20 protein-coding genes are annotated in these 25449 nt (G+C 70.2%); 7 read left to right on the top strand and 13 right to left on the bottom strand.

Annotation, left to right across the window (positions count from 1 at the left end; all coding sequences use genetic code 11):
* Window positions 1–136: 136 nt before the first annotated feature.
* On the top strand, window positions 137–856 hold the full coding sequence (locus MB828_RS01375; RefSeq protein WP_301646570.1) for an SDR family oxidoreductase: 720 nt from the start codon (window positions 137–139) through the stop codon (window positions 854–856).
* A gap of 4 nt (window positions 857–860) precedes the next feature.
* On the opposite strand, the gene MB828_RS01380 is transcribed toward MB828_RS01375, so the two are convergent.
* A complete protein-coding gene (locus tag MB828_RS01380; protein WP_301646571.1) occupies window positions 861–1388 on the bottom strand; it encodes an isochorismatase family protein in 528 nt (175 codons plus the stop codon).
* Between the two features lie 16 nt (window positions 1389–1404).
* The gene (locus MB828_RS01385) at window positions 1405–1845 is read right to left on the bottom strand and encodes a MarR family winged helix-turn-helix transcriptional regulator (protein ID WP_301646572.1); all 441 of its coding nucleotides are present in this window, start codon (window positions 1843–1845) and stop codon (window positions 1405–1407) included.
* A gap of 114 nt (window positions 1846–1959) precedes the next feature.
* Between MB828_RS01385 and MB828_RS01390 the strand changes: the two genes are divergently transcribed.
* Window positions 1960–2877 (top strand): quinone oxidoreductase family protein, encoded by a 918-nt coding sequence (locus tag MB828_RS01390; protein ID WP_301646573.1) that lies wholly within the window; start codon window positions 1960–1962, stop codon window positions 2875–2877.
* Between the two features lie 33 nt (window positions 2878–2910).
* On the opposite strand, the gene MB828_RS01395 is transcribed toward MB828_RS01390, so the two are convergent.
* Window positions 2911–3933: a bile acid:sodium symporter family protein gene (locus MB828_RS01395; RefSeq protein WP_301646687.1), complete on the bottom strand. Its 1023-nt coding sequence runs from the start codon at window positions 3931–3933 to the stop codon at window positions 2911–2913.
* Between the two features lie 185 nt (window positions 3934–4118).
* Here MB828_RS01395 and MB828_RS01400 point away from each other — a divergent pair, with 185 nt between their 5' ends.
* A complete protein-coding gene (locus tag MB828_RS01400; RefSeq protein ID WP_133026190.1) occupies window positions 4119–4982 on the top strand; it encodes a LysR substrate-binding domain-containing protein in 864 nt (287 codons plus the stop codon).
* 45 nt (window positions 4983–5027) lie between these two features.
* Here the strand turns inward: MB828_RS01400 and MB828_RS01405 are convergent, their stop codons facing one another.
* Complete coding sequence (locus MB828_RS01405) at window positions 5028–6008, bottom strand: Lrp/AsnC family transcriptional regulator (RefSeq protein ID WP_301646574.1); 981 nt, start codon at window positions 6006–6008, stop codon at window positions 5028–5030.
* A 379-nt stretch (window positions 6009–6387) separates the two neighbouring features.
* Between MB828_RS01405 and MB828_RS01410 the strand changes: the two genes are divergently transcribed.
* Window positions 6388–8214, top strand: coding sequence for an AMP-dependent synthetase/ligase (locus MB828_RS01410; protein ID WP_301646575.1), 1827 nt, complete (start codon window positions 6388–6390; stop codon window positions 8212–8214).
* A 7-nt stretch (window positions 8215–8221) separates the two neighbouring features.
* Here the strand turns inward: MB828_RS01410 and MB828_RS01415 are convergent, their stop codons facing one another.
* Genes MB828_RS01415 through MB828_RS01435 form a run of 5 tightly spaced genes read right to left on the bottom strand, consistent with a single transcriptional unit; the run spans window position 8222 to window position 16849 of the window.
* A complete protein-coding gene (locus MB828_RS01415; protein WP_301646576.1) occupies window positions 8222–10252 on the bottom strand; it encodes a PQQ-dependent sugar dehydrogenase in 2031 nt (676 codons plus the stop codon).
* The gene (locus tag MB828_RS01420; RefSeq protein WP_301646577.1) at window positions 10249–11607 is read right to left on the bottom strand and encodes a glycoside hydrolase family 27 protein; all 1359 of its coding nucleotides are present in this window, start codon (window positions 11605–11607) and stop codon (window positions 10249–10251) included. Before MB828_RS01420 ends, MB828_RS01415 begins: the two co-directional genes overlap by 4 nt.
* Entirely contained in the window at window positions 11604–14843 is a 3240-nt protein-coding gene (locus MB828_RS01425; protein ID WP_301646578.1) for a glycosyl hydrolase family 28 protein, read from the bottom strand. The genes MB828_RS01420 and MB828_RS01425 overlap by 4 nt, the downstream gene beginning before the upstream one ends.
* Window positions 14844–14855: 12 nt before the next feature.
* Complete coding sequence (locus tag MB828_RS01430) at window positions 14856–15644, bottom strand: heparin lyase I family protein (RefSeq protein ID WP_301646579.1); 789 nt, start codon at window positions 15642–15644, stop codon at window positions 14856–14858.
* Entirely contained in the window at window positions 15641–16849 is a 1209-nt protein-coding gene (locus MB828_RS01435) for a glycoside hydrolase family 88/105 protein (RefSeq protein ID WP_301646580.1), read from the bottom strand. The genes MB828_RS01430 and MB828_RS01435 overlap by 4 nt, the downstream gene beginning before the upstream one ends.
* A 623-nt stretch (window positions 16850–17472) precedes the next feature.
* Between MB828_RS01435 and MB828_RS01440 the strand changes: the two genes are divergently transcribed.
* Window positions 17473–18309 carry an aldo/keto reductase gene (locus MB828_RS01440; protein ID WP_301646581.1) on the top strand — a complete coding sequence of 279 codons (837 nt, stop codon included), beginning with the start codon at window positions 17473–17475 and terminating at the stop codon, window positions 18307–18309.
* Window positions 18310–18472: 163 nt separating this feature from the next.
* Here the strand turns inward: MB828_RS01440 and MB828_RS01445 are convergent, their stop codons facing one another.
* A complete protein-coding gene (locus tag MB828_RS01445; protein ID WP_301646582.1) occupies window positions 18473–19084 on the bottom strand; it encodes a hypothetical protein in 612 nt (203 codons plus the stop codon).
* Between the two features lie 226 nt (window positions 19085–19310).
* Here MB828_RS01445 and MB828_RS01450 point away from each other — a divergent pair, with 226 nt between their 5' ends.
* On the top strand, window positions 19311–20003 hold the full coding sequence (locus tag MB828_RS01450) for a glycoside hydrolase family 75 protein (protein ID WP_301646583.1): 693 nt from the start codon (window positions 19311–19313) through the stop codon (window positions 20001–20003).
* Window positions 20004–20084: 81 nt separating this feature from the next.
* On the opposite strand, the gene MB828_RS01455 is transcribed toward MB828_RS01450, so the two are convergent.
* Window positions 20085–21014 (bottom strand): class I SAM-dependent methyltransferase, encoded by a 930-nt coding sequence (locus MB828_RS01455; RefSeq protein WP_301646584.1) that lies wholly within the window; start codon window positions 21012–21014, stop codon window positions 20085–20087.
* A gap of 87 nt (window positions 21015–21101) precedes the next feature.
* Between MB828_RS01455 and MB828_RS01460 the strand changes: the two genes are divergently transcribed.
* On the top strand, window positions 21102–21941 hold the full coding sequence (locus tag MB828_RS01460; RefSeq protein ID WP_301646585.1) for a phytanoyl-CoA dioxygenase family protein: 840 nt from the start codon (window positions 21102–21104) through the stop codon (window positions 21939–21941).
* A gap of 61 nt (window positions 21942–22002) precedes the next feature.
* On the opposite strand, the gene MB828_RS01465 is transcribed toward MB828_RS01460, so the two are convergent.
* On the bottom strand, window positions 22003–23724 hold the full coding sequence (locus tag MB828_RS01465; protein WP_301646586.1) for a glycoside hydrolase family 6 protein: 1722 nt from the start codon (window positions 23722–23724) through the stop codon (window positions 22003–22005).
* 101 nt (window positions 23725–23825) lie between these two features.
* Entirely contained in the window at window positions 23826–25301 is a 1476-nt protein-coding gene (locus tag MB828_RS01470) for a cellulose binding domain-containing protein (RefSeq protein ID WP_301646587.1), read from the bottom strand.
* Window positions 25302–25449 lie beyond the last annotated feature (148 nt).

Raw genomic sequence — 25449 nt, forward strand, 5'->3', positions numbered from 1 at the left:
TGCGGTGCGGTGGGGCCGCAGCCTTGAACCGACCGCACATCAGCGGCTCACTCCAACGGCTCGCACCGACGGTTCGGGCCGAACGGTACGCACCGAACGGGTTCGCACCGGAAGTTTTCGGAAGAGGGGATCCGCCATGGATCTGCAGGGACAGCGTGTCGTCGTCGTCGGGGGCACGTCGGGCATCGGGCTCGCGGTCGCCGAGGGCGCCGCGCGGGAGGGCGCGCGGGTGGTCGTCGCCTCGCGCCGGCAGGAGAACGTGGACGCGGCGCTGAAGGTGCTGCCCGAGGGCGCCGAGGGCGGGGTGCTGGACGCCGGGGACGAGGAGGCGGTACGCGGCTTCTTCGCGGGCGTCGGCCCCTACGACCACCTGGTGTACACGGCGGGTGACGCACTGCTGCTGGAGACCGTGGCCGCCACGGACCTGGCGGCGGCCCGGAGTTTCCTGGACACCCGGCTGTGGGGGGCGTACACGGCGGTGAAGCACGGCGTCGGGTCGATCCGCCCCGGCGGGTCGGTGGTGCTGACCACGGGTACGGCCGGACGCAGGCCGCTGCCCGGTTCGAGCGTGGCGTCGGCGCTGTGCGGGGCGATGGAGTCGCTGACCCGGGCGCTGGCCGTGGAACTGGCGCCGCTGCGGGTGAACGTCGTCTCGCCGGGGATCGTACGGACCGAGCTGTGGCGGGAACTGCCGGAGGCCGACCGGGAGGGGCTGTTCCGGGCCTCCGCCGGATCGCTGCCGGTGGGACGGGTCGGCGAGCCGGCGGATGTGGCGGAGGCGTACCTGTATCTGATGCGCGGCGGGTACAGCACCGGTTCGGTGGTGGTCGTGGACGGCGGCGGGACGCTGGTCTGAGCGGTCAGTCGCGGGTGAGGCGGACGTCGGCGGCGGTCACCACCGTGCCCAGGCGCGGGAAGTCGAGCCGCACGGACGCGTCGTGCTCGGGGGCCGTGAGGGCGGCCATGGCGTCCTCGACGAAGACGAGGTCGTAGCCGAGGTCGGCGGCGGCGCGGGCGGTGGACTCGACACCGAGGTTGGTGGCGATACCGCCGAACACCAGCCGGGTGATGCCGAGCCGGCGCAGCGTGGCGTCGAGGTCGGTGCCCTGGAAGCCGCCGATCGTACGCTTCACGATCTCCACGTCGCCTTCCTTCCTCAGCCCCGCCACCAGCGCGCTGCCCGGCGGCTGCTCGGCGAGCGAGGGGCGCTCGACCCGGATGAGGACGACGGGGGCGCCGGCCGTGCGGAAGGCGGCGGCCAGCTCCTCGGCGGTGTGCAGGACTTCGGTGCCCTTGCGGGGCTCCAGGGGCAGCGCGACGATGCGGTCCATCAGGTCGACGAGGACAAGGGCGGTGCGCGTCGGGTCGAGCGCCAGGGGTGCGGTCATGACGGAACGTTAGCCGTCATGAGCCGTCCGTACCGGAAATCCGGATCAACAGGCCCGTGAACTGGTCACGTTCGGCGGCCGACAGCGGGGCGAGCAGGGTGTCGTTGGCCGCGCGGGCCGCCTCTTCGCAGCGGGCGAGCAGGCGGCCGCCCTCGTCGGTGAGGGAGACCGCGTTCTTGCGGCGGTCCGCGGGGTCGGGTGCGCGCACCACGAGCGCGGCGGACTGGAGGTCGTTCAGGACGCCGACCAGGTCCTTGGGGTCCAGTCCGACGGACCGGCCGAGGTCGGCCTGGGCCACGGGGGCGAGGTCGCGTACGGCGGAGAGGACCACGTGGTGCCACATCCGCATGCCGTGCTCGGCGAGCGCCGCGGCGACGAGGGCCCGGCCACGGGCGGCGGCCCGCCCGAGCAGCCAGCTGGGCAGGGCGCGGATGGCGGGGAGGGGGGCTTCGGCCATGGGGGCAGCGTAGCCAAGGATCCATTGGCTTTCCCAACGAAAAATCGTTGGACTCACCCACGACTTCGCCTATCGTTGGGACTCCCCATGAATCTGCTGCTTCACGGAGGTGCGATGCGTCGCGTCCGGTACGAGTCCACCGGCGGCCCCCTGTTCCTGGAGGAGGCCCCGGTCCCCGAGCCCGGCCCCGGTGAGCTGCTGGTCCGCTGCGAGGCGGTCGGGGTCACGCTGCCGGTGGTCCGCAAGGTCTCCGAGGCGGCGGAGCCGATCGCACTGGGCGGCGAGATCGCCGGTGCGGTGGCGGCCGTCGGCCCGGGAGTCACCCGCTTCCGCACCGGTGACCGGGTCACGGGCCTGTGCTTCGGCCACGGGTACGCCGACTACGCCGTCCTGCACGAGGCGATGGCCTCCGCCGTGCCCGGGACCGCGTCCGCCGTCGAGGCGGTCGCCCTGGTCCGCGGTGGCCTGGTCGCCCTCGGCGCGCTCGCCGCGGCCCGTCCCGAACCGGGTGAGACCGCCCTCGTCACGGCCGCCGCGAGCGGGGCCGGCCACCTCGCCGTCCAGCTGGCCCGTGCCCGGGGAGCGGGCCGGGTCGTGGCCGCCGTCTCCGACCCGGCGAAGGCCGCCTTCGTCCGCTCCCTGGGCGCCGACGCGGTGGTGGCGTACGCCGACGAGGACTGGGGCACCCCGGCCGACTACGCCCTCGACGCGGTCGGCGGCGAGCTGCTCACCCCGGCCCTCGCCGCGCTGGCGCCCGGCGGCCGGCTGGTGGCGTACAGCTCGGGCGGCGGCACGATCCAGGCGTACGACCTGCTGGTCGGCGCCAAGTCGGTGACCGGTTTCCAGATGGCCCTGATCGCCCGCGAGCAGCCGGCCCGGTACGAGGCCTGGCGTCAGGAACTGTGGCGCCTGTTCGCGCAGGGAGCGGTACGGCCGGCCGTGCACGCGGAGTTCGCGCTGGCGGACGCGGCGCGGGCCCACGAGGTCATCGAGTCACGGGCCAACCTGGGCAAGGTCGTCCTGCGCCCGTGACCGGGTTCAGCGGGCTGCGCCCGTGACCGGGATTCAGCGGGCGGGCGGCCCGGTGACGGCCGCCTGCCGTGACCGCGCCGTCGGGGCGGCCGGGGGTGCGGCCTCCTCCGGGGCCTCCGGGTCGTGGGCGCGGCGCTTGGCGATGACCGCGCACACCATGAGCTGCATCTGGTGGAAGAGCATCAGCGGCAGCACGGCCAGCGAGGCGTGGGCACCGAACAGCACGCTGGCCATGGGCAGCCCCGAGGCGAGGGACTTCTTCGACCCGGCGAACTGGATGGCGATACGGTCCCCGCGCCCGAAGCCGAGCGCCTTGGCGCCGTACCAGGTCAGCAGGAGCATCACCGCGAGCAGTACGGCCTCCACCAGGAGCAGTCCGCCCAGCCGCACCGCGCTGACCTGGTGCCAGATGCCCTTGACCATGCCCTCGCTGAACGCGGTGTAGACGACGAGCAGGATGGAGCCGCGGTCCACCAGACCGAGGACCTTCTTGTGCCGTTTCACGAACTCGCCGATCCAGGGGCGCAGCAGCTGCCCGGCGACGAACGGCACCAGCAGCTGGAGCACGATCTTGACGATCGAGTCCGCGGAGAACCCGCCGCCGCTGTTGCCGAGCAGCGCGGCGGCGAGCAGCGGGGTCAGCACGATGCCGACGAGCGAGGAGAAGGAACCGGCGCAGATCGCGGCGGGCACGTTGCCCCGGGCGATCGAGGTGAACGCGATCGACGACTGGATGGTGGAGGGCACCAGGGTCAGGAAGAGCAGGCCCTGGTAGAGCGGATGGGTGAGCAGCACCGGCACCAGGCCGCGGGCGGCCAGCCCCAGCACCGGGAAGACCACGAAGGTGCAGACCAGGACCGTGACGTGGAGCCGCCAGTGGCGCAGCCCGTCGACGGCCTCGCGGGTGGAGAGCCGGGCGCCGTAGAGGAAGAAGAGGAAGGCGATCGCGGCCGTGGAGGCGCCGGAGGCCACGTCGGCGGCCGTGCCCCGGGCGGGGAGGAGCGCGGCGAGACACACCGTCCCGAGCAGCAGCAGCACGTACGGGTCGATCGGCATCCGACGGGGCCAGCTCAGGCGTTTCACGGTGCTCCACTTGCGGGTCGGTCAGGGTTCTCGCCCGGCCGCTGCGGCCGGGTCTCGCCGGGGCCGGAAGGGCCCCCTCCATCGTCCTCCTCCGGCAGGTGATCGGGAATCCGGTATACCACTCTGACTGCCATCACGTTCCGCGATAACATGTTCGAGTGTACGACCCCACGCACCTGCGGACCTTTCTGGCGGTGGCCCAGACGCTCAGCTTCACCCAGGCCGCCCGCCGTCTGGGACTGCGTCAGTCGACGGTCAGCCAGCACGTGCGCCGGCTGGAGGACGCGGCCGGCCGCCAGCTGTTCTCCCGTGACACGCACTCCGTCGAGCTGACCGAGGACGGCGAGGCGATGCTCGGCTTCGCCCGCCGCATCCTGGAGGTGCACGAGCAGGCGGCGGCGTTCTTCACCGGCACCCGGGTGCGCGGCCGGCTCCGCTTCGGCGCGTCGGAGGACTTCGTGCTGACCCGGCTGCCGGAGATCCTGGAGGGCTTCCGCTACGACCACCCCGAGGTCGACCTGGAGCTCACGGTGGAGCTCTCGGGCACCCTGCACGAGCAGCTGGCCGCCGGAAAGCTGGACCTGGTGCTGGCCAAGCGGCGCGCGGAGGACCCGCTGGGCGAGCTGGTCTGGCACGACGACCTGGTGTGGATCGGCGCGGAACGCCTGCGGCTGGACCCCGACCGCCCTGTCCCGCTGATCGTCTACCCGCCGCCGGGCATCACGCGCGCCCTGGCCCTGGAGGCGCTGGAGCGCCAGGGCCGCGACTGGCGCATCGTCTGCACCAGCGGCAGCCTCAACGGCCTGATCGCGGCGGCACGGGCGGGCCTGGGGGTGATGGCCCATTCGAGGGGCCTGATCCCACCGGGCCTGTTCCGCGTCCCGGACCGGGCGGGCCTGCCGGAGCTGGACAAGGTCGACTTCGTCCTGGTGCACAGTCACGGACGTACAGCGGCGCAGACGGCGGCAGACGCCCTGGCGGCAGCGATCCTGGCCAGCGGAGCCCGCCTGAGACGCCCCTAGCCGTTCAGACGCCCCGGCCGGGGGCGCCCCTTCGCACCCGCACTCTCAATACGACCCCGCGTACGTCAGCTGCTTCACCCTCCGCAAGAACGGCATGGCCTCCACATGCCGCACCCCCTCCAGCCGCCCCAACGGCCCGCTCAGGTACCGGTACAGATCGGCCGTGTCCCGGAACAGGGCGGTGACCACGACATGCGACGGCCCCGCCGTGGCCGCGGCGAACGCCACCTCGTCATGGGCGGCCAGCGCCTGGCCCACGGAGTGCATCGCCGACGGCGCCGTGGTGATCCACAGCAGCGCCGACGTGGGAAAACCGAGCATCTCCGACCGGTACTCGACGTCGATGTACACCGCCCCGGAGGCGAGCAGCGCGGCCAGCCGGCGCTTCACCGACGACTCCGAGCGCCCCGTCGCCCGCTGCAACTCCGGGTACGTCGCCCGCCCGTCCCGCTCCAGCGCGGCGAGCAACGGCGCGTCCTCGGGCTCCAGCCGGGCGGGACCGCCGGCTTCCGGGAGCGCCGGCCGCAGCGCCGCCGTCTGCTCCTCGGAGAGTGCCCGGAACTTCCGCACCCAGCCGGTCGGTCCGCCGTAGAAGCGGTGCAGCAGCTGTTGCGCCCGGATCTCCACGACGCTGGGGGTGCGCGGCAGTTTGCCGAGGAGCAGCTCGTCGTGGTCGCCGGGGCGGCGGGGCCGGGTCATGCAGACGATCTCCGTGCCGCCGGAGGCCAGCCCGATCCAGGCCGTGTCGGGGCGCCTGGCGAGCGCGTCGGAGATGACGGCGGCGCTGTCCGGCGCGCACCGCAGCCGGAGCATCCACTGGTCCTGGCCGAGCCGCTCGGCGTCCCGGACCGCGACGACCCGCAGGCCGGCCTCGGCGCACAGCCGCCGGTAGCGGCGGGCGATCGTCTGGTCGGAGACACCGAGCACGGCGGCGATCCGGCTGAAGGGTGCCCGGGCGTCGACCTCCAGCGCGGACAGCAGCCCCATGTCCAGGCGATCCAGCGTGTCGGACTCCGGTTCCAGCATCGCTCCCCCGTCGCGTCTCCCCGTACCGCCACCCTACGGAGTGACGGAATCGGGCGGCCCGGCGCTGTCCTCAGAGAGCGCTTCAGCACCCCGCAAAGAGCGCTTCAGCACCCCGCGACGGACCGGCCGGTAACCGGAAGGGGGCGGTAATCGGGTCGTACAGATTCGGTGGAGATTACGGAGGCGATACCTACTGCACCGTAGGTTTTCTGTCCGACCCTTCCGCATGTGAGCGTATTTTCTGGCCGGGGACGCGACGATAGGCGAGCAATGCTCGTTTTCGCACCCCCTCCCGCGCGGTCTTCCGGTGGGGTAGCTTTCACGGCGCTGTGCGGAGCGTCACTACCGTCACTGTGGAGCGAGAAGCGGGGAGCGGGGTTTGCGCGAGTTCACCAACCCGCCGTCGGCGTCGGCACCGCCGGTCGGCGGACTGGCCGACTGTGTGTTCGAGCATGCCCAGACGGACCCGCTCCACGTCGCCCTGGGCCGCAAGGACGAGCTCGGGCAGTGGCGTGACGTGACCTCCGCCGAGTTCCGCGACGAGGTCCTGGCGCTCGCCAAGGGGCTGCTGGCGCGTGGCATCCGGTTCGGCGACCGGGTCGCGATCATGTCCCGCACCCGGTACGAGTGGACCCTGTTCGACTTCGCGCTGTGGACGATCGGCGCTCAGGTGGTGCCGGTCTACCCGACCTCGTCGGCCGAGCAGTGCTTCTGGATGCTGTACGACGCCGAGTGCACGGCCGCGATCGTGGAGCACGAGGACCACGCGATGACGATCGCCACGGTCATCGACCGGCTGCCGCAGCTGCGCCAGCTGTGGCAGCTGGACTCCGGCGCGGTGCAGGAGCTGTACGACGCGGGCGCGCACCTGGAGGACGAGATCGTCCACCGGCACCGGCAGGCCGTCACCCCGGACTCGGTCGCCACGATCATCTACACCTCGGGCACCACGGGCCGCCCGAAGGGCTGTGTGCTGTCGCACGGAAACTTCATGTTCGAGGCGGACACGGTCGTCGGCCGCTGGGAGTCGGTGTTCCGCGCCAAGAAGGGCGAGGAGGTCTCGACCCTGCTCTTCCTGCCGCTCGCGCACGTCTTCGGCCGCATGGTGGAGGTGGCCGCGATCCGGCACGGCGTCCGCTTCGGCCACCAGCCGCAGCTGCACGCGGCCGCGCTGCTGCCCGACCTGGCCGCGTTCAGGCCGACGTTCATCCTGGCGGTGCCGTACATCTTCGAGAAGGTGTTCAACGCGGCGCGGCGGAAGGCGGAGAAGGAGGGCAAGGGCGGGCCGTTCGAGAAGGCGGTCGAGATCGCGGTGAAGTACGCGGACGCGGTCGAGGCGAAGGCCTGGGGCACCGGTCCGGGACCGTCGGCGGGGCTGCGGATGCAGCACCAGCTGTTCGACAAACTGGTCTACGCCAAGGTGCGGACGGCGATGGGCGGCCGGATCCGCAACGCCATGTCCGGCGGCTCCGGGATGGACCGCAGGCTGGGCCTGTTCTTCGCCGGCGCGGGCGTCCACGTCTACGAGGGTTACGGCCTCACCGAGTCGACGGCGGCCGCCACCGCCAACCCGCCCGAGCGCACCCGCTACGGCACGGTCGGTCAGGCCATTCCCGGCACCACCGTGCACATCGCGGACGACGGCGAGATCTGGCTGAAGGGCGGCAACGTCTTCCAGGGCTATCTGAACAACCAGAAGGCCACCGACGCCACCCTGCACGACGGCTGGCTGGCCACCGGCGACCTGGGCTCCCTCGACGAGGACGGCTACCTGACCATCACCGGCCGCAAGAAGGAGATCCTGGTGACCTCCGGCGGCAAGAGCGTCTCCCCCGGGGTGCTGGAGGAGCGGGTCCGGGATCATCCGCTGGTCAACCAGTGCATCGTCGTCGGCAACGACCGCCCTTACATCGCCGCCCTGGTCACCCTGGACACCGAGGCGGTCGAGCACTGGCTGACCATGCGCGGCAAGCCCCAGATGTCCGCGGCCCAGCTGGTGCGCGACGCCGACCTGGAGACCGAGGTGCGGCGCGCGGTGGTGGCCGCCAACACCCTGGTCTCGCAGGCCGAGTCGATCCGTACGTTCCGTATCCTCGCGCAGCCGTTCACCGAGGAACACGGCTTGCTGACCCCGTCGTTGAAGCTGAAGCGCAAGGCGATCGAGAACGCCTACGCCAACGAGGTCGAGGCCCTGTACCGGGCCTGACGCCCCGTCACCCGATGCCGACCCGGAAGATCTTGTCGGATCCGTCCGGCTCGTTGCCGTTGTTGTCGCAGTTGGTGGTGGACAGCCACAGCTGGTCGGCGCCCGGCACTTTGGTCACAGTCCGCAGGCGTCCGTAGGTGCCGACGTAGTACGCCGTCGGGGTGCCGACGTTCTCGGTGTCGCCGTTGATCGGAATGCGCCAGAGCCGTTCGCCGCGCAACGAGGCCATGTAGACGACGTTGCGGACGATCGCGATGCCGCTCGGGGAGGCCTCGGAGACGTTCCAGGTGGCCTTGGGGTTGGTCATCCCGGCGACCGAGCAGGTGCCCTCGCAGGTCGGCCAGCCGTAGTTGGCGCCCGGCTTGATCAGGTTCAGCTCGTCCTTGGAGCTGTTGCCGAACTCGGCTTCCCACAGGCGCCCGTTGCGGTCGAAGGCGAGGCCCTGCGGGTTGCGGTGGCCGAGGCTGTAGACGTAGTTGCCGAACGGGTTGCCGGGGGCCGGCTTCCCGTCGGTCGTCATGCGCAGGATCTTGCCGTTGAGGGAGTTCTTGTCCTGCGCCAGGTCGGGCGTCTGGGCCTCCCCGGTGGAGACGTAGAGATAGCCGTCGGGGCCGAAGAGGAGCCGGCCGCCGTTGTGGTAGCGGTTCTTCTTGATGCCCTGGAGCAGGATCTTGTAGTCGCTGAGCCCGGTGCCGTCGTAGGTCATGCGCACGACCCGGTTGCCCTCGTCCGCGGTGTGCATGAAGTAGACGTAGTGGTCGGTCTCCCACTTGGGGTCGACGGCGACGCCGAGCAGGCCGCCCTCGCCGTTGGTGGTGACGGCGTTCGGGACGGTCCCGACCTGGGTCCGGGTGCCGTCCTTGGTCACCTTCCAGACCCGGAAGTCGTCCCGCTCGGTGACCAGCGCGGTCTTGCCGTCGGGCATCCAGTAGATGCCCCAGGGGATCGTCCAGCCGGTGGAGAGGGTGGTGACGGAGGACGGGACACCGCCGTCGCCGGCGCAGGCCTTGGTGGTGAAGGTGACGGCGTTGCTCGGCTGGGAGACGTTCCCGGCCGCGTCCCTGGCGACCACGTCCAGGGTGTAGGGGCTGTCGCAGGCGAGGCCGGTGAGGGTGGTGGCGGTGCCGTCGGTGACCGTCTTGTAGACGGTGCTCCCGCTGCGGATGTCGTACGCGGTGACGGCCCGGTCGTCGGTGGACGCACCCCAGGAGAGGTCGGCCGTGTTCGCGGTGATGCCGGTCGCGGACAGGATGCCGGGGGTGGTGGGCGGTGTGCCGTCGCTGCTCGGCCTGGTCGTGCAGTCGACGGCGGGACTGGCCGGCGAGGTGTTGCCGGCCGCGTCGCGGGCGATGACGGTGAGGTCGTAGGTGGTGTCCGGGGTGAGCCCGGTGAGGGTCTTCGAGGTCGAACTCCCGGCCGCCTCACCGATCTTGTTGCCGTGCTCGTAGAGGTCGTACGCCGTCACACCCACGTTGTCCGTGGCCGCTCCCCAGGCGAGGGTGAGCGCGTCCTCGCCGATGTCGGAACAGGAGGGCCGGCCGGGGCGGCTGGGCGCCTGGGTGTCGGCCGCCGTGCCGATGCTGATCCGGTCCAGGTTGGGGCCGCCGTTCGCGGTGGTGGCGGTGGCGCGGATCCTGTTGCTGCCCCCGGTCAGCGGGACGTTCACCGACTTCGTCACCCAGGTGTTCCAGTCGGCGGTGGCCGGGAAGGAGACGCCGGAGGCGACGACCGTGCCGTTGACGGAGAAGTCCATCGGCCGGTCGGTGCCGGTGCCGTTGGCGAAGCGCACGGTGAGCGCGGAGGTACCGGCGGCGGCCGCGCTCACCGTGAACTCCACGTACGAACCCTTGACGTTGGTGTAGTCGACGAAGCCGGTGCCGGTGTACCCGGTGTGGTTGGTGGCGACGGTGCCCTGGGAGATCGTCGCGTCCTCGGCCTGGTAGTCGGTGGCCGCCCTGGCGGTTCCCGGCGCCAGGGTGACCAGCGGGACCGCGAGGGCCAGTGGCAGGGCGCGGGCCAGCAGGGTTCCGGGGGTCATGACGGTCCTCCCGGGCCGAGCGGCCGGACGCGGATCAGCCGGGTCTCGCCCGGACGCAGGGTCGCGCTGTAGGTGTCGGCGACGGTGCCCTTGTGGGAGCCGGACCACAGGTCGGTGACGTCCCCGGAGCCGGAGAAGCCCACCTGGGACCAGTCGACGCTCACCGTGGCGTTCCCCGAGGTGCCGGTGTCGAAGAGGGCCACGACGTACTGGCCGTCGGCCTCCTTCTTGCTCCAGACCTGTTTGACGCCGCTGTTCACGATCCGCTTCGCGGCCACCCCGTCCTGGTCGACGCCGATCAGCCGGTCGTTGGTGAGCATGGCCTTGTCGACGGTGTCGAGGTGGGTGAGGTCGGTGCCGAGCAGCAGGGGCGCGGCGGCCATCGCCCACAGGGTGAAGTGGGAGCGGCGCTGGTCGGCGGTGAGCCCCACCTGGTCGCCGTTGCCGATCTCCAGCGAGTCCAGGTCGTTCCAGCCTCCGGGACCGGCGTACTGCTGCCAGTTCGCCGCCGTGTTGAAGCGGGCGGAGACGTGCGACCAGTCGGTGAGCGGATAGCCGCTGCCGTTGTCGCCGGGGCCGCAGTAGCACTCGACGTCGCCCTGGGTGCGCCAGCTGTTGGCGAGCCGGCGCCAGGTCGGGGCGTCGGCGATGGCGAGGTTGTTGGAGAGGGCGAAGGTGATGGGGCGGCCGGTGGCACGCAGCGCCTTGGACCAGGCCTGGACGTCGGGGACGTCCTGGCTGCCCACTCCGTCGATCTTCAGGTAGTCGACTCCCCAGGAGGCGAACTGCTTCGCCCAGGAGTTCACGAAATCCTGGGCGCCCGGCTTGGAGTAGTCGATGTAGTACATGTTCTTGCAGTTGTAGTTCTTCTCGGTCTTCGAGGTGTCCGCGATGTCCTGCGCGTGGTACGACGTGCCCTCGATGGGGGTGTTCCTGGTGACGGCGTTCTTGGCGATGCCAGGGGTGACGTAGAAGCCGAACTTCAGGCCCTCGGCGTGGATGTGGTCGGCGAGGGCCTTGATGCCGTCGGGGAACTTGGCCGGGTCGACGGCCCAGCGGCCGTAGGAGTCGACGGTGAAGCCGTTGGAGTCGCACTTCTGCCAGAAGTCGTCGAGGTTGACCTGGACGAAGCCGTGGTCCTTCAGGCCGCTCGCGGCGAGCGCGTCGGCCTGTGCCTCGATCTTCGCCTGGGTGGGCCACCGGCGGACGAAGCTCCAGCTGCTCCAGCCCATCGCGGGCCGCAGCGACTGGCCGTTGTCGGAGGCGGCGGCCGGCCCGCCGGTGCCCACGAGCGGCACCGCGGCCGCGGCCAGCAGTGCGGCGGCCGTCGCCGTCAGGGTTCTGGTCCGGGTCACGGGCGTCCTCCGTTCACGGGTGTGGCGTAGGCGGTGCCGATCCACGCCTCGTCGACGCGCAGCCGCCGGTAGCGGGTGGTGTCGGTCGAGGCGGCCCAGGTGGAGTCCACCTCCAGGCGGACGTAGCGGGCGGTGGCGGCGGTGAGGTCGATGCCCTGGATGCCGCGGCGGCTGGGCAACTGCCCGGACTTGACCGCGCTCCCCCAGGTGGTGCCGTCGTTGCTGACGTACACCTTGTAGTCCTTGATGCGCGCCGACTGCTCGGTGTCGGAACGGGCGTAGGCGACCGAGTCCTCGCGCTGGTTGACGCCGATGTACTGGACCTTCTTGGCCGAGCCCAGGTCGAAGGTCAGGTTCACGGGCAGCGTCTTGTTGTTGTCCCAGTAGGTGAGGTGGTCGCCGTCGCCGGCGGCCGAGCCGGCGTGCCCGCTCGCGGCGGCGCTCGCGGTCACCTTGACGCCGGAGAGAATGCCCTGGCGGCCGGCCGTGGTGACCTTGAAGACGGTGTCGTACGGATCCCAGCCGCCGAGCCCGGTCAGGGTGAGCACGCCGCCGGACTGCGACCACGAAACCGCCTTGCCGGTACGGAGGTCGGTGACCGAGGCGATGCGGTAGCCGTTGTCGCGGATCCGCAGGGTGCTGGTGGACGGCGGGGTCAGGACGTGGACGTACTGGCGGTTCGGATCGTCCTTGGCGACCGTCGTCACGCCGTGGGCGCCGTCGTTCCAGAAGCCCGGTTTGAGACCGCCGTACATGTACCCGCCGCCCTCGGTGGCACCCAGGGACTCCCAGATGGGGTCGAGGTAGGAGTTGGCGAAGTTGTTGAAGGCGGCCTGGTTGGCCGGGAACTTGCCGTTGACCTGGGCGGTCTCGGCCATCAGGGCCTTCACCGAGGAGCCCGCGTTGGTGACGAGGCGGCCGAGGGTCAGCATCCTGTCGACGGTCGGGTCGGAGCCGTCGTACCACCAGGCGCCGGTCGAGGGCAGCTTGAAGTCGGCCTCGGTGAGGCGCGGTTGGGCGGTGTAGACGGCCTGGGGGTAGTCGTAGGCCGGTGTCATCCCCGTCTTCTGCTCATTGCTGATCATGTCCATGATCGGCGTGTCCTCGTTGTTGTTGCTGAGCGTGTAGTTCGGCCGCCTGTCGTAGATCTGCTGGTAGAGGTCGTGGCTCTCCCAGTACGCGTTGTCGTTGTCGATCCAGAAGCCGCCGAGGTCGGGGTAGCGGTCCATGACCTCGAAGAAGTTGTCGTAACTGAACTGTCCGAAGCCGTCGTTGGTGGTCAGGTCGACGTTCTTGCCCTTGTAGGCGGAGTAGGCGGCCGAGTCCAGCCACTCGTGGCCGCCCTCGTCGTGCCACTGCGGGTCGTTGGTCATGTAGAGGATGACCTTCATCCCCTTGGCTTTGGCCGCGGTGATCAGCTCGCCGAGGAAGTCCCGTTTGGTGGCACAGGAGCCGGGGATCTTCGAGGGCCAGGGGCGCGCGTAGCCGAGGCGGCTGTGGAAGGTGGCGAGGACCAGGTACTGGGTGTGCAGTTTCTGGGCCTCCTTCACCCAGTAGTCGGGGGTCCAGCCGCCGGCGGTGACGTCGTTCTCCCAGGCGGTGCAGCTGGTGTGGGCGGGCGCGGTGCGCAGGCCCCAGTGCAGGAAGAGGCCGCCGACGGAGGCGCGGAGGAAGTCCTGGCGCGGGTTCTCCAGGTCGAGCGGCTTCACGGCCGTACCGGAACAGTCCTGGCCGCCGGAGACCCGCAGTGCGCCGCCCGAGGTGTTGTGACTGTCCGTCACGCAGGCCGCTGTGACGTCCTGGAGACCGACGTCGTACGGGGAGCCGCTGCCCTTCTGGGCGGTGAAGCGGGTGAGGCGGAGGTCGCTCACCGCGTTGGCGATCAGCGCGGGCCGGCCGTCGTTCGCGGCGAACTTCACGCTGCTGTCGGTGAACTGTACGTGGTCGGCGTCGTGCAGGTACCAGCCGTAGGCGGGCCGGGTGCCGATGGCCTTGGGGTTGTAGTCCTTCGGGTCGTTGCTCGGCACTCCGGTGGACATGGTGCCGTTGCCGCCGGGGACGGTGACATTGACGTTGTCGAAGGTGACCCCGCTGATGCGGTGGCCGCTCTCGCCCCACAGCGTCGGGCTGAAGGACGGGCTGTTGCCGGTGGCGGTGATGTCGTCGTACGTGACATCGCTGATCGATCCGACACCGGGGCTGTTCCCGCAGCGTTTCCGGGTGCCGATCTTCTCCATGATCGGCGAGTGCACGTTCGTCATCGTGATGTCGCGGTAGTGGACGTCGGAGATCTTCGCGCCGTCCATGGAGACCATGCCGAGCCCGGACTTGTCGGCGCCGTCGATCCGGATGTTCTCGAACCGGTAGTCCGAGAAGTCGCCGCAGGTCTCGGAGCCGAACATCAGGGCGTTGCAGCACTTGGCACCGAGCACCGAATCGGCGACCCGGACATGCCCGTTGGGCAGTTTGGCGCCGAGGGCGTAGTCGCTCTTGAAGACCAGCGCGTCGTCGTTGGCCTCGATGTGGGCGTTGGTGATCGTGGCGTTGGTGGTGGAGATGACGTTCCAGCCGTCACGGTCGCTCGCGGTGTCGATGGTCAGGTGGTCGGACGTCACGTTGGTGCAGCCGTTGATGAGGGCCGCGAAGTGGCCGCCGCGACGGAGGGTGAGTCCGTCGCCGATCCGGAGGCCGTCGCACCGGGTCAGCGAGATGATCTTGTCGGCCTCACCGGTCTTCGGGTTGCCGGTGATGAGGTTGCCCGCGCCGTCGACGACGCCCTGGCCGACGAAGCCGATGTCGGTGAGCTTGTCGCCGTAGATCATCGCGTCGTGGAAGTGGCTGTGGCCGTAGTCCTGGTAGGCGTCGTACGGGTTGGACTCGGCCTTGTCGTAGGTGTCCGCGCTGGAGCCCTGGAGGGTGGCGCCCTTGTCGAGCTGGAGCGTCACATGGCTCTTCATGTGGAGGGTGTTCTTGGACTTGTAGGTGCCGGCGGTGAAGCGGACGGTGCCGCCGCCCGCGGAGTTCGCGGCCGTGATGGCCTTGTCGATGGCCGGGCTGTCGTTGGTGGAGCCGTCACCCTTGGCGCCGTAGTCACGCACGTCGTAGACGGCGCCGGCGCGTGGTGCGGCGGTCTGTGGGGCGGCGAGGGCCGCGGGGTGGGAGAGCCCGAGGACGACGGCGAGGACGAAGAGGACGATCGCGGCAGCACTGTGCCGTTCAGCGGTGGGGGGTTTCATGGTGACGGTTCCTCACACCTGTTGGTAGCCACGGAGGTTGGTGAGCATGAGGTAGGTGTCCTGCAGCGAGCCCGAGGTGTCGCCGAGAGAGCGGTAGATGCCCCACTTCGGGCGGACCCGGTCGGCCAGGAAGGTGTCCACGCCGGACTTCGAGACGTCGATCACGGTGGCGCCGCCTGACTTGAGGATCCAGCGGACCGAACCCGCCGACCCGTTGCCGACCTTGATCTGGAAGTCGACGTCGGTCCACTTGTCGTGCAGCGGGTCGAGGTCGGCACGGCCGACGATGACGCCCTCGGTGGCGAGGTTCAGCTCGATGGTCTGCTTGCCGTTCACGCGTCTGAGCGACTGCACGACGATCGGCGAGGTGCCGGTGCCGGGCTGCTTCATCTGCATGATGTGGGTGAAGGTGGTGGTCGCCTTGAGCGAGCTCGGGATGTACATCGAGTAGGTGACCCGCCAGGTCTGGCCCTCGTTCCACTTGAGGTAGCTGCTGGAACTCGTGCGCAGGCCGGTGACCTCCTGGCGCTGGCGGTCGGTCGAGGTGTCGCGGTCGACCGTGTGCATGTTGAAGCGCCAGTTGTTCCCCGTGGCGTAGATGTGCGGCTGCCCGGCCGGGTGGGAGTCGGCGCGGTCGTCCTCGACGGTCTCGAAGGCGCCGAGACCGTCGGCGCTCGCCGACGGCTGCCACTTGAGCTGCCAGGACGCCGCGTGTGCGGTGGTCGCGGGCAGCCCGACGGCGGCCGTGGCGGCTCCGGCTAGCGCGGCTCCCAGAACCGCTCTCCTGGATGTTGTGCTCATGACACTGAATCACCTCGCAGTTGCTCGTTCATGATCAGGAAAGCCCCGAGGCCGTGGAAGTCGTTCACGGCCCGGGTACGGGCGACGTAGTACGCGTAGTCGCCGACGTTGGTGCCGACCGAGATGTCGGCGAGGTCGGTACGGCCGTCCGCGCCGACGGACAGCTCGGCGAGGACGCCCCGGTAGCCGCGGCGGGCGACGTCCGCGTAGTGCGGGTCGAGGTAGTGCTGCTGGGCGCCGCGCGAGAGGGCGTAGGTGAACATGCTGGAGCAGGAGGTCTCGGTCCAGTCGTCGCCGCGCCCGCCCTTGTCGATCACCTGGAACCAGCGCCCGGTCGCCGGGTCCTGGTACTTCTCCAGGCCGGCCGCCAGCTTCTGGAAGATGCCCAGGAGTTGCGGGCGCCGGGGCTGGTTCGCCGGGATCGCGTCCAGCACGTTGACGATCGCCATCGCGTACCAGCCGACGGCCCGGCACCAGTGCTCGGGGGCGAGGCCGGTCTGTGGATCCGCCCAACTCGCGCTCTTCGACTCGTCGTAGGCGTGTTTGAGCAGGCCGTTCGCGACCTGGAGGTGGCCGCCGTAGACGGCAAGCTGTTTGGCCGCCTCGTCGTCGGTGTACGCGCTGTCGCCGAATTCCTTGCCGTACTCGACGAGGAACGGGTTCACCATGTAGACGCCGTCCGCCCAGAGTTGATGGGCTCGGCTGCTGGTGTCGGCGTGCCAGAAACCGCCGTCACCGGTGCGCGGGTAGCCGTCCAGGCGGTCGCGGATCTTCTTGGCCGCCTTGCGGTAGCGGTCCTGGCCCGTCTCGTGGTGCAGGATCACCAGGAGACGGCCCGCCTGCATGCTGTCCAGGCTGTTGAAGGACTGGCCGATCGAGCCGTCGCTCTTCACGAACCGGTCGACGTAGTTCTTGATGTAGGTGAGGTAGCGGGGGTCGTGGGTGCGCCGGTAGGTGAGGTACTGGCCGTAGAGGTAGAGGCCGACCGGGTAGGACCAGCCGCCGATGGTGGCCGGGGTGTAACGGGCCATGCTGGAGTCGACGACCGCGGTGGACCAGTCGGGAGCGGCGGCCGGTCGGGGCGCGACGGCGGGGGCGGAGCGGGCGGCGGCGGTGGCGGGCGGGGCGGCGGCCGTGGGGAGCACGGCGAGGGCGGCCGTGGTGAGCGCGACGGCCGCGAGAGCGACGGCTCGCAGGCGTTTCATGATCCTCCTTCCGGAACGCCTCCGCACCCGTCCCCGACGCCCGATCCGGCTGACCGACTGATCAGTCGGACGAGACCTGGGCGATGACCGCGCCGGTCGGGCCGGCGGTCGGCGGTCGGCGGGGCGGTGACGGCGGCGCACATGGTGCGGGTCGGCGGGCGCCGAGGGGGTGTCCGGTCACTTACCGGGCGGTCTCCACAACCTGGCGACCAGGGCTTCGCCGGACCTTTTCATCGGATGTCTGCGGGCGGCCGTAGTTCCACTGCCGGCCCTCGCGGGCGGTCTCGTTCACGGGTGTGTACCTGCTTTCCTGAGGTTGGGGGGTCTCAGAGCGCAGAGAGAAGACTGCTGTTCACAGGGGTTCGCCGGAAAACCCACAGGGTTGTTCACATCCCTGTACCGGGTTCAGCGATACGTCCGATGACGCGAACCAGAGTCTCGGCAGCTACGGGCCGCGGTCAATGGTCCGGACCCGTAACGTCGGATCCATTTCCGGCCATTCTCGGCCCGCACGGCCGACTCAGCGGTCGGTTCCGGCGGATTCCGTGGTCAGGAATGCATCAGGGCGCGTGATCGTTGACGATGGGAGTACCACCTGTCGACAACCGAAGGATCGAGAGCTCGTGAGCAGCAAGGTCCCCCCGAAAATCCTCAACAACGGCGTCGAGATGCCCCAGCTGGGCTTCGGCGTGTGGCAGGTGCCGGACGACGAGGCCGAGCGGGCCGTCGCCACGGCGCTGGAGGCCGGGTACCGCAGCATCGACACAGCGGCGATCTACGGCAACGAAGAGGGCACCGGCAAGGCGATCGCCGCCTCCGGCGTTCCGCGTGCGGACATCTTCGTCACCACCAAGCTCTGGAACGCCGACCAGGGATACGACGCCACGCTCCGCGCGTTCGACGCGTCCCTGGACAAGCTGGGTCTCGACTACCTGGACCTGTACCTCATCCACTGGCCGCTGCCGGCCCAGGACAAGTACCTGGACACCTACAAGGCGTTCGAGAAGCTGTACGCCGACGGCCGGGTCAAGGCGATCGGCGTCTCCAACTTCCTTCCGGAGCACCTGGAGCGGCTGATCGCCGAGACCTCGGTCATCCCCGCGGTCAACCAGATCGAGCTGCACCCGCATCTCCAGCAGCACGCCTCGCGTGAGCTCCACGAGGAGCAGGGCATCGCCACCGAGGCCTGGTCGCCGCTCGGTCAGGGCAAGGGGCTGCTGGAGGTGCCGGCGATCGTCGCGATCGCGCAGAAGCACAACCGCACCCCGGCCCAGGTCGTGCTGCGCTGGCACATCCAGCTCGGCAACGTCGTGATCCCGAAGTCCGTGACGCCGTCCCGGATCAAGGAGAACATCCAGGTGTTCGACTTCAGCCTGGACACCGAGGACCTCGCGGCGATCAGCGCGCTCAACGAGGACCGCCGCATCGGCCCCGACCCGGGCACCTTCAACATGAGCTGACCGGCTCCCGTACCGCACCGGCCGCCCCGCCACCGACCCGGCGGGGCGGCCGTTCGCGTTCCCGGACCGTCGCGTTCCCGGACCGTCGCGTTCCCGGACCGTCGCGTTCCCGGACCGTCGCGTTCCCGGACCGTGCGCGACTCCAACTCCCCTTCTGGGTGCGTCAGTCGGGGTGTACGTCCGCGTGGACGACCTCGAACTCCTCCAGGCCGACCACGGTCACGTGCGCCTTCGCGGCGTCCGCGTGCCGGGCGGCGGCCTGCGCGGCGCGTGAGGCGGCCATCGAGGCCCGGTCGACGAAGAGCGAGCCGGCCATGCCCCGGCCCCACCGCCGGTCGACGAACAGGGCGCACCGCGCGAAGCCGGGCAGCGCCTCGAGCCTGGGCACGGCCGAGGAACGGAACGTCTCGACGAACAGGTCCGTGTCGGCCGGGTCGAACTCCACCCTGGTGGCGCGCAGACCCCCGCCCGCCCTCGGCATCTGCACCGAGTGGAAGACCGCCACCTCGTAGTTCTGGACCGCGACGGTACCCGCGAACGGCTCCAGCATCGGCCCGCGCCGCTCACTCATCACCTGGTCGCTGTTGCGCCGGGCCCCCTCGGAGCCCCACCAGCTGACCGCGAGCAGTTTGCCCAGGTCCCGGTCGACGAAGACGTCGGCGCCGCGGTACTCGGGACGGTCCTCCAGGAGACCGCGCCCCTCGCTGTTGAGCGCCCTGATCGCGGCCTCGACCTTCGCCGGATCGCCGGTCACGTACACCGCGCGTACGAACATGACCCCTCGCCTCCCAGGAGCCACCGGAGCCACCGCTCACCCCCGCACGGCTCCTGCGTAAATATTCGGAATGTTCCGCCCCACCAGTGTTCCCCGCGGGTCATATCACCGCAATGCGCGACAATTTGCCGAGTTCACACCCAGGGCTTGACGCGGACATGCAGCCGGGTCCACCTTGTACGGCACCCGGTCAGGAAACTTTCCTAACAGAAGGGCACCCCCCACAGTGCGCATCCGAACACTGACCCTTGCCGCGGCCTCCGGGGCCGCACTGCTCGCCGCCGGTGTGCTGCCCACCAGTGCCTCCGGCGCCACCCCCAGGTCCGCCCAGGAGGGCACGGTCAGCGCGGCCGACCTGCTCGCCAAGGTGACGTCCTGTTCCCAGATCTCCAACGGCAAGTACCGGACCGACGACGAGACCTCGGCCACGGTCCCCGTCTGCGGCAAGAACGGCGCGGTCTTCTGGAAGGCCGACATGGACATCGACTGCGACGGCCAGCGCACCACCAACTGCAACGAGGACCGCGACCCCTGGTACCAGGACGACACCGCCTTCCACCAGTCCGACGGCAAGCCGCTCAAGGCCGAGTCCCTGCCGTACGTGGTGGTCCCGAGTTCCAGCAGCATCTGGAACTACTCCGGCGCCGGCATCAAGGGCGGCGGCGTGGTGGCCGTGATCTACAACAACAAGGTCGAGTACGCCGTGGTCGGCGACACCGGCCCCACGAAGATCATCGGTGAGGCGTCGTACGCCACCGCCAAGGCGCTCGGCATAGACCCCGACCCGGCGACCGGCGGTGCCGACTCCGGCGTGACCTACATCCTGTTCAAGAACTCCACCGTGTCCCCCATCGAGAGCCACAGTGCTGCCGTCTCCCTCGGTGACCAGCTGGCGAAACAGTTCCTGGCCAACAACTGACCGAGGCGGCTCCCTGCCCGCCGAGGACCCGGGGTGGGCGAGCGGCCCGGTACCGCACGGTGCCGGGCCGTCCGGGTTCCGCTACCGGGGCCGGACCGCGGTGTGCACCGTGCGGGCGCCCAGGACGAACACGTCGGACCTGCGGTGGACGCTCGCCGGGTCGGCCGGGTCGAGGAGGCGGTCCAGGGTGGCGCGGTCGTCGGCGTCGAGACCGTCGCCGACCGTGTCACGGAAGCGGGAGAGGATCTCCGTCGCGTAGGCGCGGGCCCGGTCGGAGGCCGGCGCGGGCAGGTCGATCAGGAAGCTGCGGGTGCGGGTGTGCTTGAGCCCCGCGGAGTTCAGCAGCGTCGGCCAGTCCTCGGCCTCCGCGACCGCGCCGGGCAGTTCGGTGCGCATCTGCTCGAACCACTCCTCCTGCACCGCGTCCAGCCGTGCCTGGAGGCCGGGCCGTCCGATGCCGATGTCGCGGGGCAGGAAGCGGCTGGGCAGGCCGCCCTCCAGGATCGCCAGGGTGCCGCCCGGGGCCAGCCGCTCGGCGAAGGCGGTGAGCGCGGCCCGCTGGTCACCGAGGTGGTGCAGGCTGTGCCCGGCCCACAGGAGGTCCGCCGGGTATTCCAACTGGTCGAGCACGCGCGGGAGTTCACCGGCGAGTACGTCGAAGCGGTCGGCGACGCCCAGCCGCTCGGCGCGGGCGCGGGCCCGGTCGAGGAGCGGTGCGCTGCCGTCCACGGCCAGCACCCGGGCGCCCGGGAAGGCCTCGGCGAACAGGCACGACACCACCCCGGGCCCGCTGCCCGCGTCGACGATCAGCCCCGGCTCGGTGACCTCCTTGCCGAGCCAGCTCAGCACGTCGTCGTACAGGGGCGCGAAGAGCTCCGCCTGGGACTCCAGGTGTTCGGCCATCTCGGCCCAGTCGATGTCGGTGTGCGCGTGGGCGTGCGTGTGGGTGTGCGTGCCCCGGTGCCGGTGGTCGTGCTCGTGGTCGTGGTCGTGGTCGTGGTCGTGCGCCATGGGATCAGCCTCTCGTCCGGATGCCGCCAGGGTGCGACGACGCCCCGCCCGGGTGCCAGCCCTGTTGCCGATGCGGCAAAAAACCGGATGCGAACGGCAAGGCGGGCGGGTCACGATGGCCTGGTGGACGACGACCTCGTGGAACGCTTCCTTGCCGACGGCTTCGTGAAGATCGAGGGTGCCTTCCCGCCACGGGTCGCCGAGGACTGCGCCCGGCTGCTGTGGCGGGAGACGGGGTACGACCCGGAGGACCCCGGCACCTGGCGGGACCCGGTGGTGTGGGTGCCGGGGATGGCGCAGGGACCGTTCGCGGCGGCCGTCAACTCTCCCGTCCTGCATCGGGCGTTCGACCTGCTGGTGGGCGAGGGCCGATGGGCGCCGCGGTATTCGCTCGGGACTTTCCCGCTGCGCTTTCCGCACGCCGAGGAGCCGGACGACGCGGGCTGGCACATCGAGGGCAGCTACCTTCCCGAGGGCGAGAGCTGGTACTTCGCCAATCTGCGCTCGCGGGACCGGGCCCTGCTGATGCTCTTCCTGTTCAGCGAGGTCACACGGGAGGACGCTCCGACACGGATCCGGATCGGCTCGCATCTCGACGTGCCCCAGCTGCTGGAGCCGTACGGGGAGGACGGCGTGTCCGGTCTGGAGCTCGCCCCTCGGCTGGTCGAGGCCTCCGCGCACCGCCCGCTCGCGTACGCCACCGGCCGCCCCGGTGACGTCTTCCTCTGTCACCCGTTCCTGGTGCACGCGGCCCAGCCGCACCACGGCACCCGCCCCCGCTTCATGGCCCAGCCACCCCTGATGCCGGCCGCCCCCTACGAACTGGAGCGGCCGGACGGGGACTACTCACCGGTGGAGATCGCCATCCGCCGAGGCCTGTCCCGCGCCCCCGAAGGGGCGCTGGGGGTACCCCCGGCCGAAGGCTGAGGGAGGAACTGCGCGACCAGCCGCACTCGGCCCACAGCCATGGACTCGGCTCAACCGGCCGTCATGACAACGGCGGATACGCGTTCGCCATCAGCTGCTGGAACTGCGCGGAGAACCAGTGCCCGGACAGCGGCGCGTTCGGCAGGGCGCCGGACATGCTGTTGCCGTTGCGCGCGTTGCCCGTGTACGTCGGGTCGCACATCTGGTCGAAGCCCTTGCCCTCGTCATTGGGGATGGCGGAGCTGGAGCCGTCGGACTCACCCGGCGGCTTCATCCACACGTAGGCGTCGATCCCGGCCGCCGGGCTGGCCTGCGGACGTTCACCGAGGCCCGCTCCGGCCTGGTTGCACCAGTTGCCGACGTGGATCCGGCGGTCGTAGCGGCCACCGTCGACGTAGGCGTCCACGCTGGTCGTCGGGCCGGGGCCGGCCGGCCGCGCGCTGCCGCCCCACCCGTTGCGGGAGGTGTCGATCAGCATGCCGATGCCCGAGTTGAAGCCGACCGAGACCAGTTCGGTGCGGAAGGCCTGGGCGAAGGACAGCTCGTCGACGTAGCGGTTCCAGTCGACCCACTTGGACTGGCGGACGGAGGTGCCGTTCACCGAGTCGTTGACGGTGAAGTTGTTCTCCTTCAGGGCGCTGTAGTTGGCCGTGTTGGTGATGAAGCCCTGGACGTCGTCGACGGTCGCGCCCTCACTGGTGGCCGCCTGCTTGAACACGTTGGCCGCCGGGGCGAAGTTGTCGTCCCAGCCGAGCCAGCCGTGGTGGCCGGCGTCCAGGTAGTTGTAGACGTTCGGGATCGCGCCGAGCTTGGCGAGCGCGTAGCCGACGCCCTTCACGTAGTTGCCGTTGGCGAGCATGGTGTCGCAGTTGGCGGTGGCGGTGGCCCGGCTGCCGGTGTTGGTGACCAGGTTGGGCAGCGAGTCGATCTCGATCGTCGTGACGATCCGCAGCGAGGCGTACTTGCTGTCGGAGAGGATCGCGGCGATCGGGTCGATGAACTGCGTCATGTACTTGTCGATCTCCGTCGGGCCGAGCTCGCCGTTCGACGCGAGGGCCGCGCAGTCCCGCCCGGGCAGGTCGTAGACGACCAGCTGGACGACCTCCTCGCCGCTGCCCTTCTGCGCGAGGGCCGCGTCCAGGTGGTCGCGCAGCCCCATGCCGCCGTTCACGCCGTTGATCGCGGCGATGCGGTCGAGCCAGACGCCGGTGGGCTGGCTGGAGATCCGGCTGCCACCGGTCTCGGCGGCGGCCTTCGCGGACCACTCCGGGTTCACGTACACCTTGGCACCGGAGTACGGGTTGTCGACCCGGGTGCCGGTGCCGCCGCCTCCGTCGCCTCCGCCGCCCCCGCTGCTGCCGTCGTCGACATTGCAGGTGACGCCGTCGAGCGTGAAGGCGGTCGGGACCGCGTTCGACCCGCTGTAGGTCCCGTTGAACCCGAAGCTGACCGAACCGCCGGTCGCCAGCGTGCCGTTGTACGTCTCGTTGCCCGCGGTGACCGCGGTGCCGCTCTGGCTGACCTTGGCGTTCCAGTAGCTGCTCACCTTCTGGTTGCCGGCGTATGACCACTTCACCGCCCAACTCGACTTCGCGGCGGAGTTGTTGGTGACGGTGACGGCCGCGGTGAAGCCGGAGCCCCAGTCGTTCTGGATCTTGTAGTCGACGGTGCAGGGGATCGCGGAGATCGCCGCCTGGGCGGCCGGGGCCGCGGCGACCGCCGGCCCCGAGACCCCGGCGACCAGCGCCAGGGCGGCGAACACCGCTGTTCTGGTACGACTCATGAGTGCGGGTTCCTTCTTCTTGAATGGGATTTCACTGGTGGGATTTCACTGGTGGGACTTCTTCGGTGGAGGTTCCTGGTGGGACTTCTCCGGCAGTGCGCCTACGGGTTGACGGCCTGGAGGTGGTCGCGCAGCCCGGCGCCGTACGCGGTCGGCGTGCCGTTGTAGTCGGAGATCAGGGACGGCCCGGAGGAGCAGTCCCAGGTGTTCCAGGTCCAGCCCAGGTAGGAGAGGCCGCGGTCGTCGAACCACTTCATGACCTGGTCGACGAAGGCGTGCGAGCAGGTGTCCTCACCGATCTCCCCGGCGACCAGCGGTACCTGGGCGGCGACCGGGGCGAGGGTGGAGTTCCAGCAGCTCTCGGTGGAGCAGGTGTTGAAGTTGTAGACGTGGTAGGCGGCGACGAGATTGCCGGCCGGGTCGGTGGGCCTGTACGTCAGCCACTGGCTGAGGTCGTTGGAGTAGGCGAGCCCGCCGATCATGATGACGTTCCCGGCCCCGGCGCCCCGGACCGCGTCCACCAGGTCCTGCATGCCGGCCACCTGGTAGCCGATCCCCGAGCAGGTGCCGCCGTCCCGCCAGCACTCCCAGGCCTGGGTGGCCGTCGAGGTCGCCCGGTCCGGGTACGGCTCGTTGAACAGGTCGAACACGGCCGCTGGGTCGTCCTTGAAGGTCCCGGCCACCGAGGACCAGAAGGACGGCGCGTACTGGGCGTCCGGCATCGGCTTCTGGCAGGTGGCGTGGACGTCGGAGCAGCCAGCCGAGTTGCCGGTGTACTGACCGTAGGACCAGTGCATCTCGAGGATCGGGGTCATGCCGTACGACTCGACGCGGGCCACCAGGTCCTTGACCGCGGCGATGTAGTTGGCGCCCGCGTACTCGGGCTTGATGTCGGACAGGCCCAGCCAGCACTCCTCGTTGAGCGGGATGCGGACCGCGTCGGCCTTCCAGTCGGCGATCGCCTTGATCGCCGCGTCGTCCACGGGCCCGTCCCATATCCCGTAGCCCTGCACGCACATGAACTCGCCGCCGGAGCGGTTCACGCCGAGGAGACGGTGGGCCGTGCCGGCGGCGTCCACGAGCCTGCTGCCGGAGACGTGCAGAGCCGGGGCCGACCCGGTGGCGGGCGGCTCGGTCGGGGTCGGAGTCGGGGTCGGTTCCGGATCCACGTTGCAGGTCGTGCCGTTGAGCTTGAAGGCCGTCGGTACGGCGTTGCTCCCCGACCAGGAGCCGAGGAAGCCGGCGCTGACGCTCGCGCCGGTGCCGAGGGAGCCGTTCCAGCTCTCGTTCGCGGCGGTGACCGTCGTACCGGCCTGGGACCACTTGGCGTTCCAGCCCTCGGTGACCTTCTGGCCGCCCGCGAAGTCGAAAGTCAGGCTCCAACTGCTGACGGCGGCATGGTTGTTGGTGATGGTCACGGAGCCCTGGAAGCCGGTGTCCCACTGGCCGGTGACCGCGTACTGCACGGTGCACGCGGGTGTCGCGCCGGACGCCGACACCACCGGCACCAGCGCGGACCCGACGAGGGCGGCCGCACCGGTGACGGTTAAAAGAACTGAACGCGGGGGGTGTCGCATGAGCGACTCCTTGCAGCTCGGGCGCGTCGTGACGGACGCGTCGACTGAACGGAATCGCTCCCACTGGTGCGAAGGAAGCTAGCGGCAAGTGACGGCGAAGAACAGAGAAGTTGCCTGACTTTTCGCCAACGTGGTCCGTCGAATCATT

It is taken from the genome of Streptomyces arenae, assembly GCF_022343545.1.
Lineage (GTDB): Bacteria > Actinomycetota > Actinomycetes > Streptomycetales > Streptomycetaceae > Streptomyces > Streptomyces humi.

Excerpts from the sequence above, each read along its gene's own strand:
- MB828_RS01375 (WP_301646570.1), top strand. The coding sequence starts at position 137 with ATGGATCTGCAGGGACAGCGTGTCGTCGTCGTCGGGGGCACGTCGGGC.
- MB828_RS01380 (WP_301646571.1), bottom strand. The coding sequence starts at position 1,388 with ATGACCGCACCCCTGGCGCTCGACCCGACGCGCACCGCCCTTGTCCTC.
- MB828_RS01385 (WP_301646572.1), bottom strand. The coding sequence starts at position 1,845 with ATGGCCGAAGCCCCCCTCCCCGCCATCCGCGCCCTGCCCAGCTGGCTG.
- MB828_RS01390 (WP_301646573.1), top strand. The coding sequence starts at position 1,960 with ATGCGTCGCGTCCGGTACGAGTCCACCGGCGGCCCCCTGTTCCTGGAG.
- MB828_RS01395 (WP_301646687.1), bottom strand. The coding sequence starts at position 3,933 with ATGCCGATCGACCCGTACGTGCTGCTGCTGCTCGGGACGGTGTGTCTC.
- MB828_RS01405 (WP_301646574.1), bottom strand. The coding sequence starts at position 6,008 with ATGCTGGAACCGGAGTCCGACACGCTGGATCGCCTGGACATGGGGCTG.
- MB828_RS01415 (WP_301646576.1), bottom strand. The coding sequence starts at position 10,252 with ATGACCCCCGGAACCCTGCTGGCCCGCGCCCTGCCACTGGCCCTCGCG.
- MB828_RS01425 (WP_301646578.1), bottom strand. The coding sequence starts at position 14,843 with ATGAAACCCCCCACCGCTGAACGGCACAGTGCTGCCGCGATCGTCCTC.
- MB828_RS01430 (WP_301646579.1), bottom strand. The coding sequence starts at position 15,644 with ATGAGCACAACATCCAGGAGAGCGGTTCTGGGAGCCGCGCTAGCCGGA.
- MB828_RS01435 (WP_301646580.1), bottom strand. The coding sequence starts at position 16,849 with ATGAAACGCCTGCGAGCCGTCGCTCTCGCGGCCGTCGCGCTCACCACG.
- MB828_RS01445 (WP_301646582.1), bottom strand. The coding sequence starts at position 19,084 with ATGTTCGTACGCGCGGTGTACGTGACCGGCGATCCGGCGAAGGTCGAG.
- MB828_RS01455 (WP_301646584.1), bottom strand. The coding sequence starts at position 21,014 with ATGGCGCACGACCACGACCACGACCACGACCACGAGCACGACCACCGG.
- MB828_RS01460 (WP_301646585.1), top strand. The coding sequence starts at position 21,102 with ATGCGAACGGCAAGGCGGGCGGGTCACGATGGCCTGGTGGACGACGAC.
- MB828_RS01465 (WP_301646586.1), bottom strand. The coding sequence starts at position 23,724 with ATGAGTCGTACCAGAACAGCGGTGTTCGCCGCCCTGGCGCTGGTCGCC.
- MB828_RS01470 (WP_301646587.1), bottom strand. The coding sequence starts at position 25,301 with ATGCGACACCCCCCGCGTTCAGTTCTTTTAACCGTCACCGGTGCGGCC.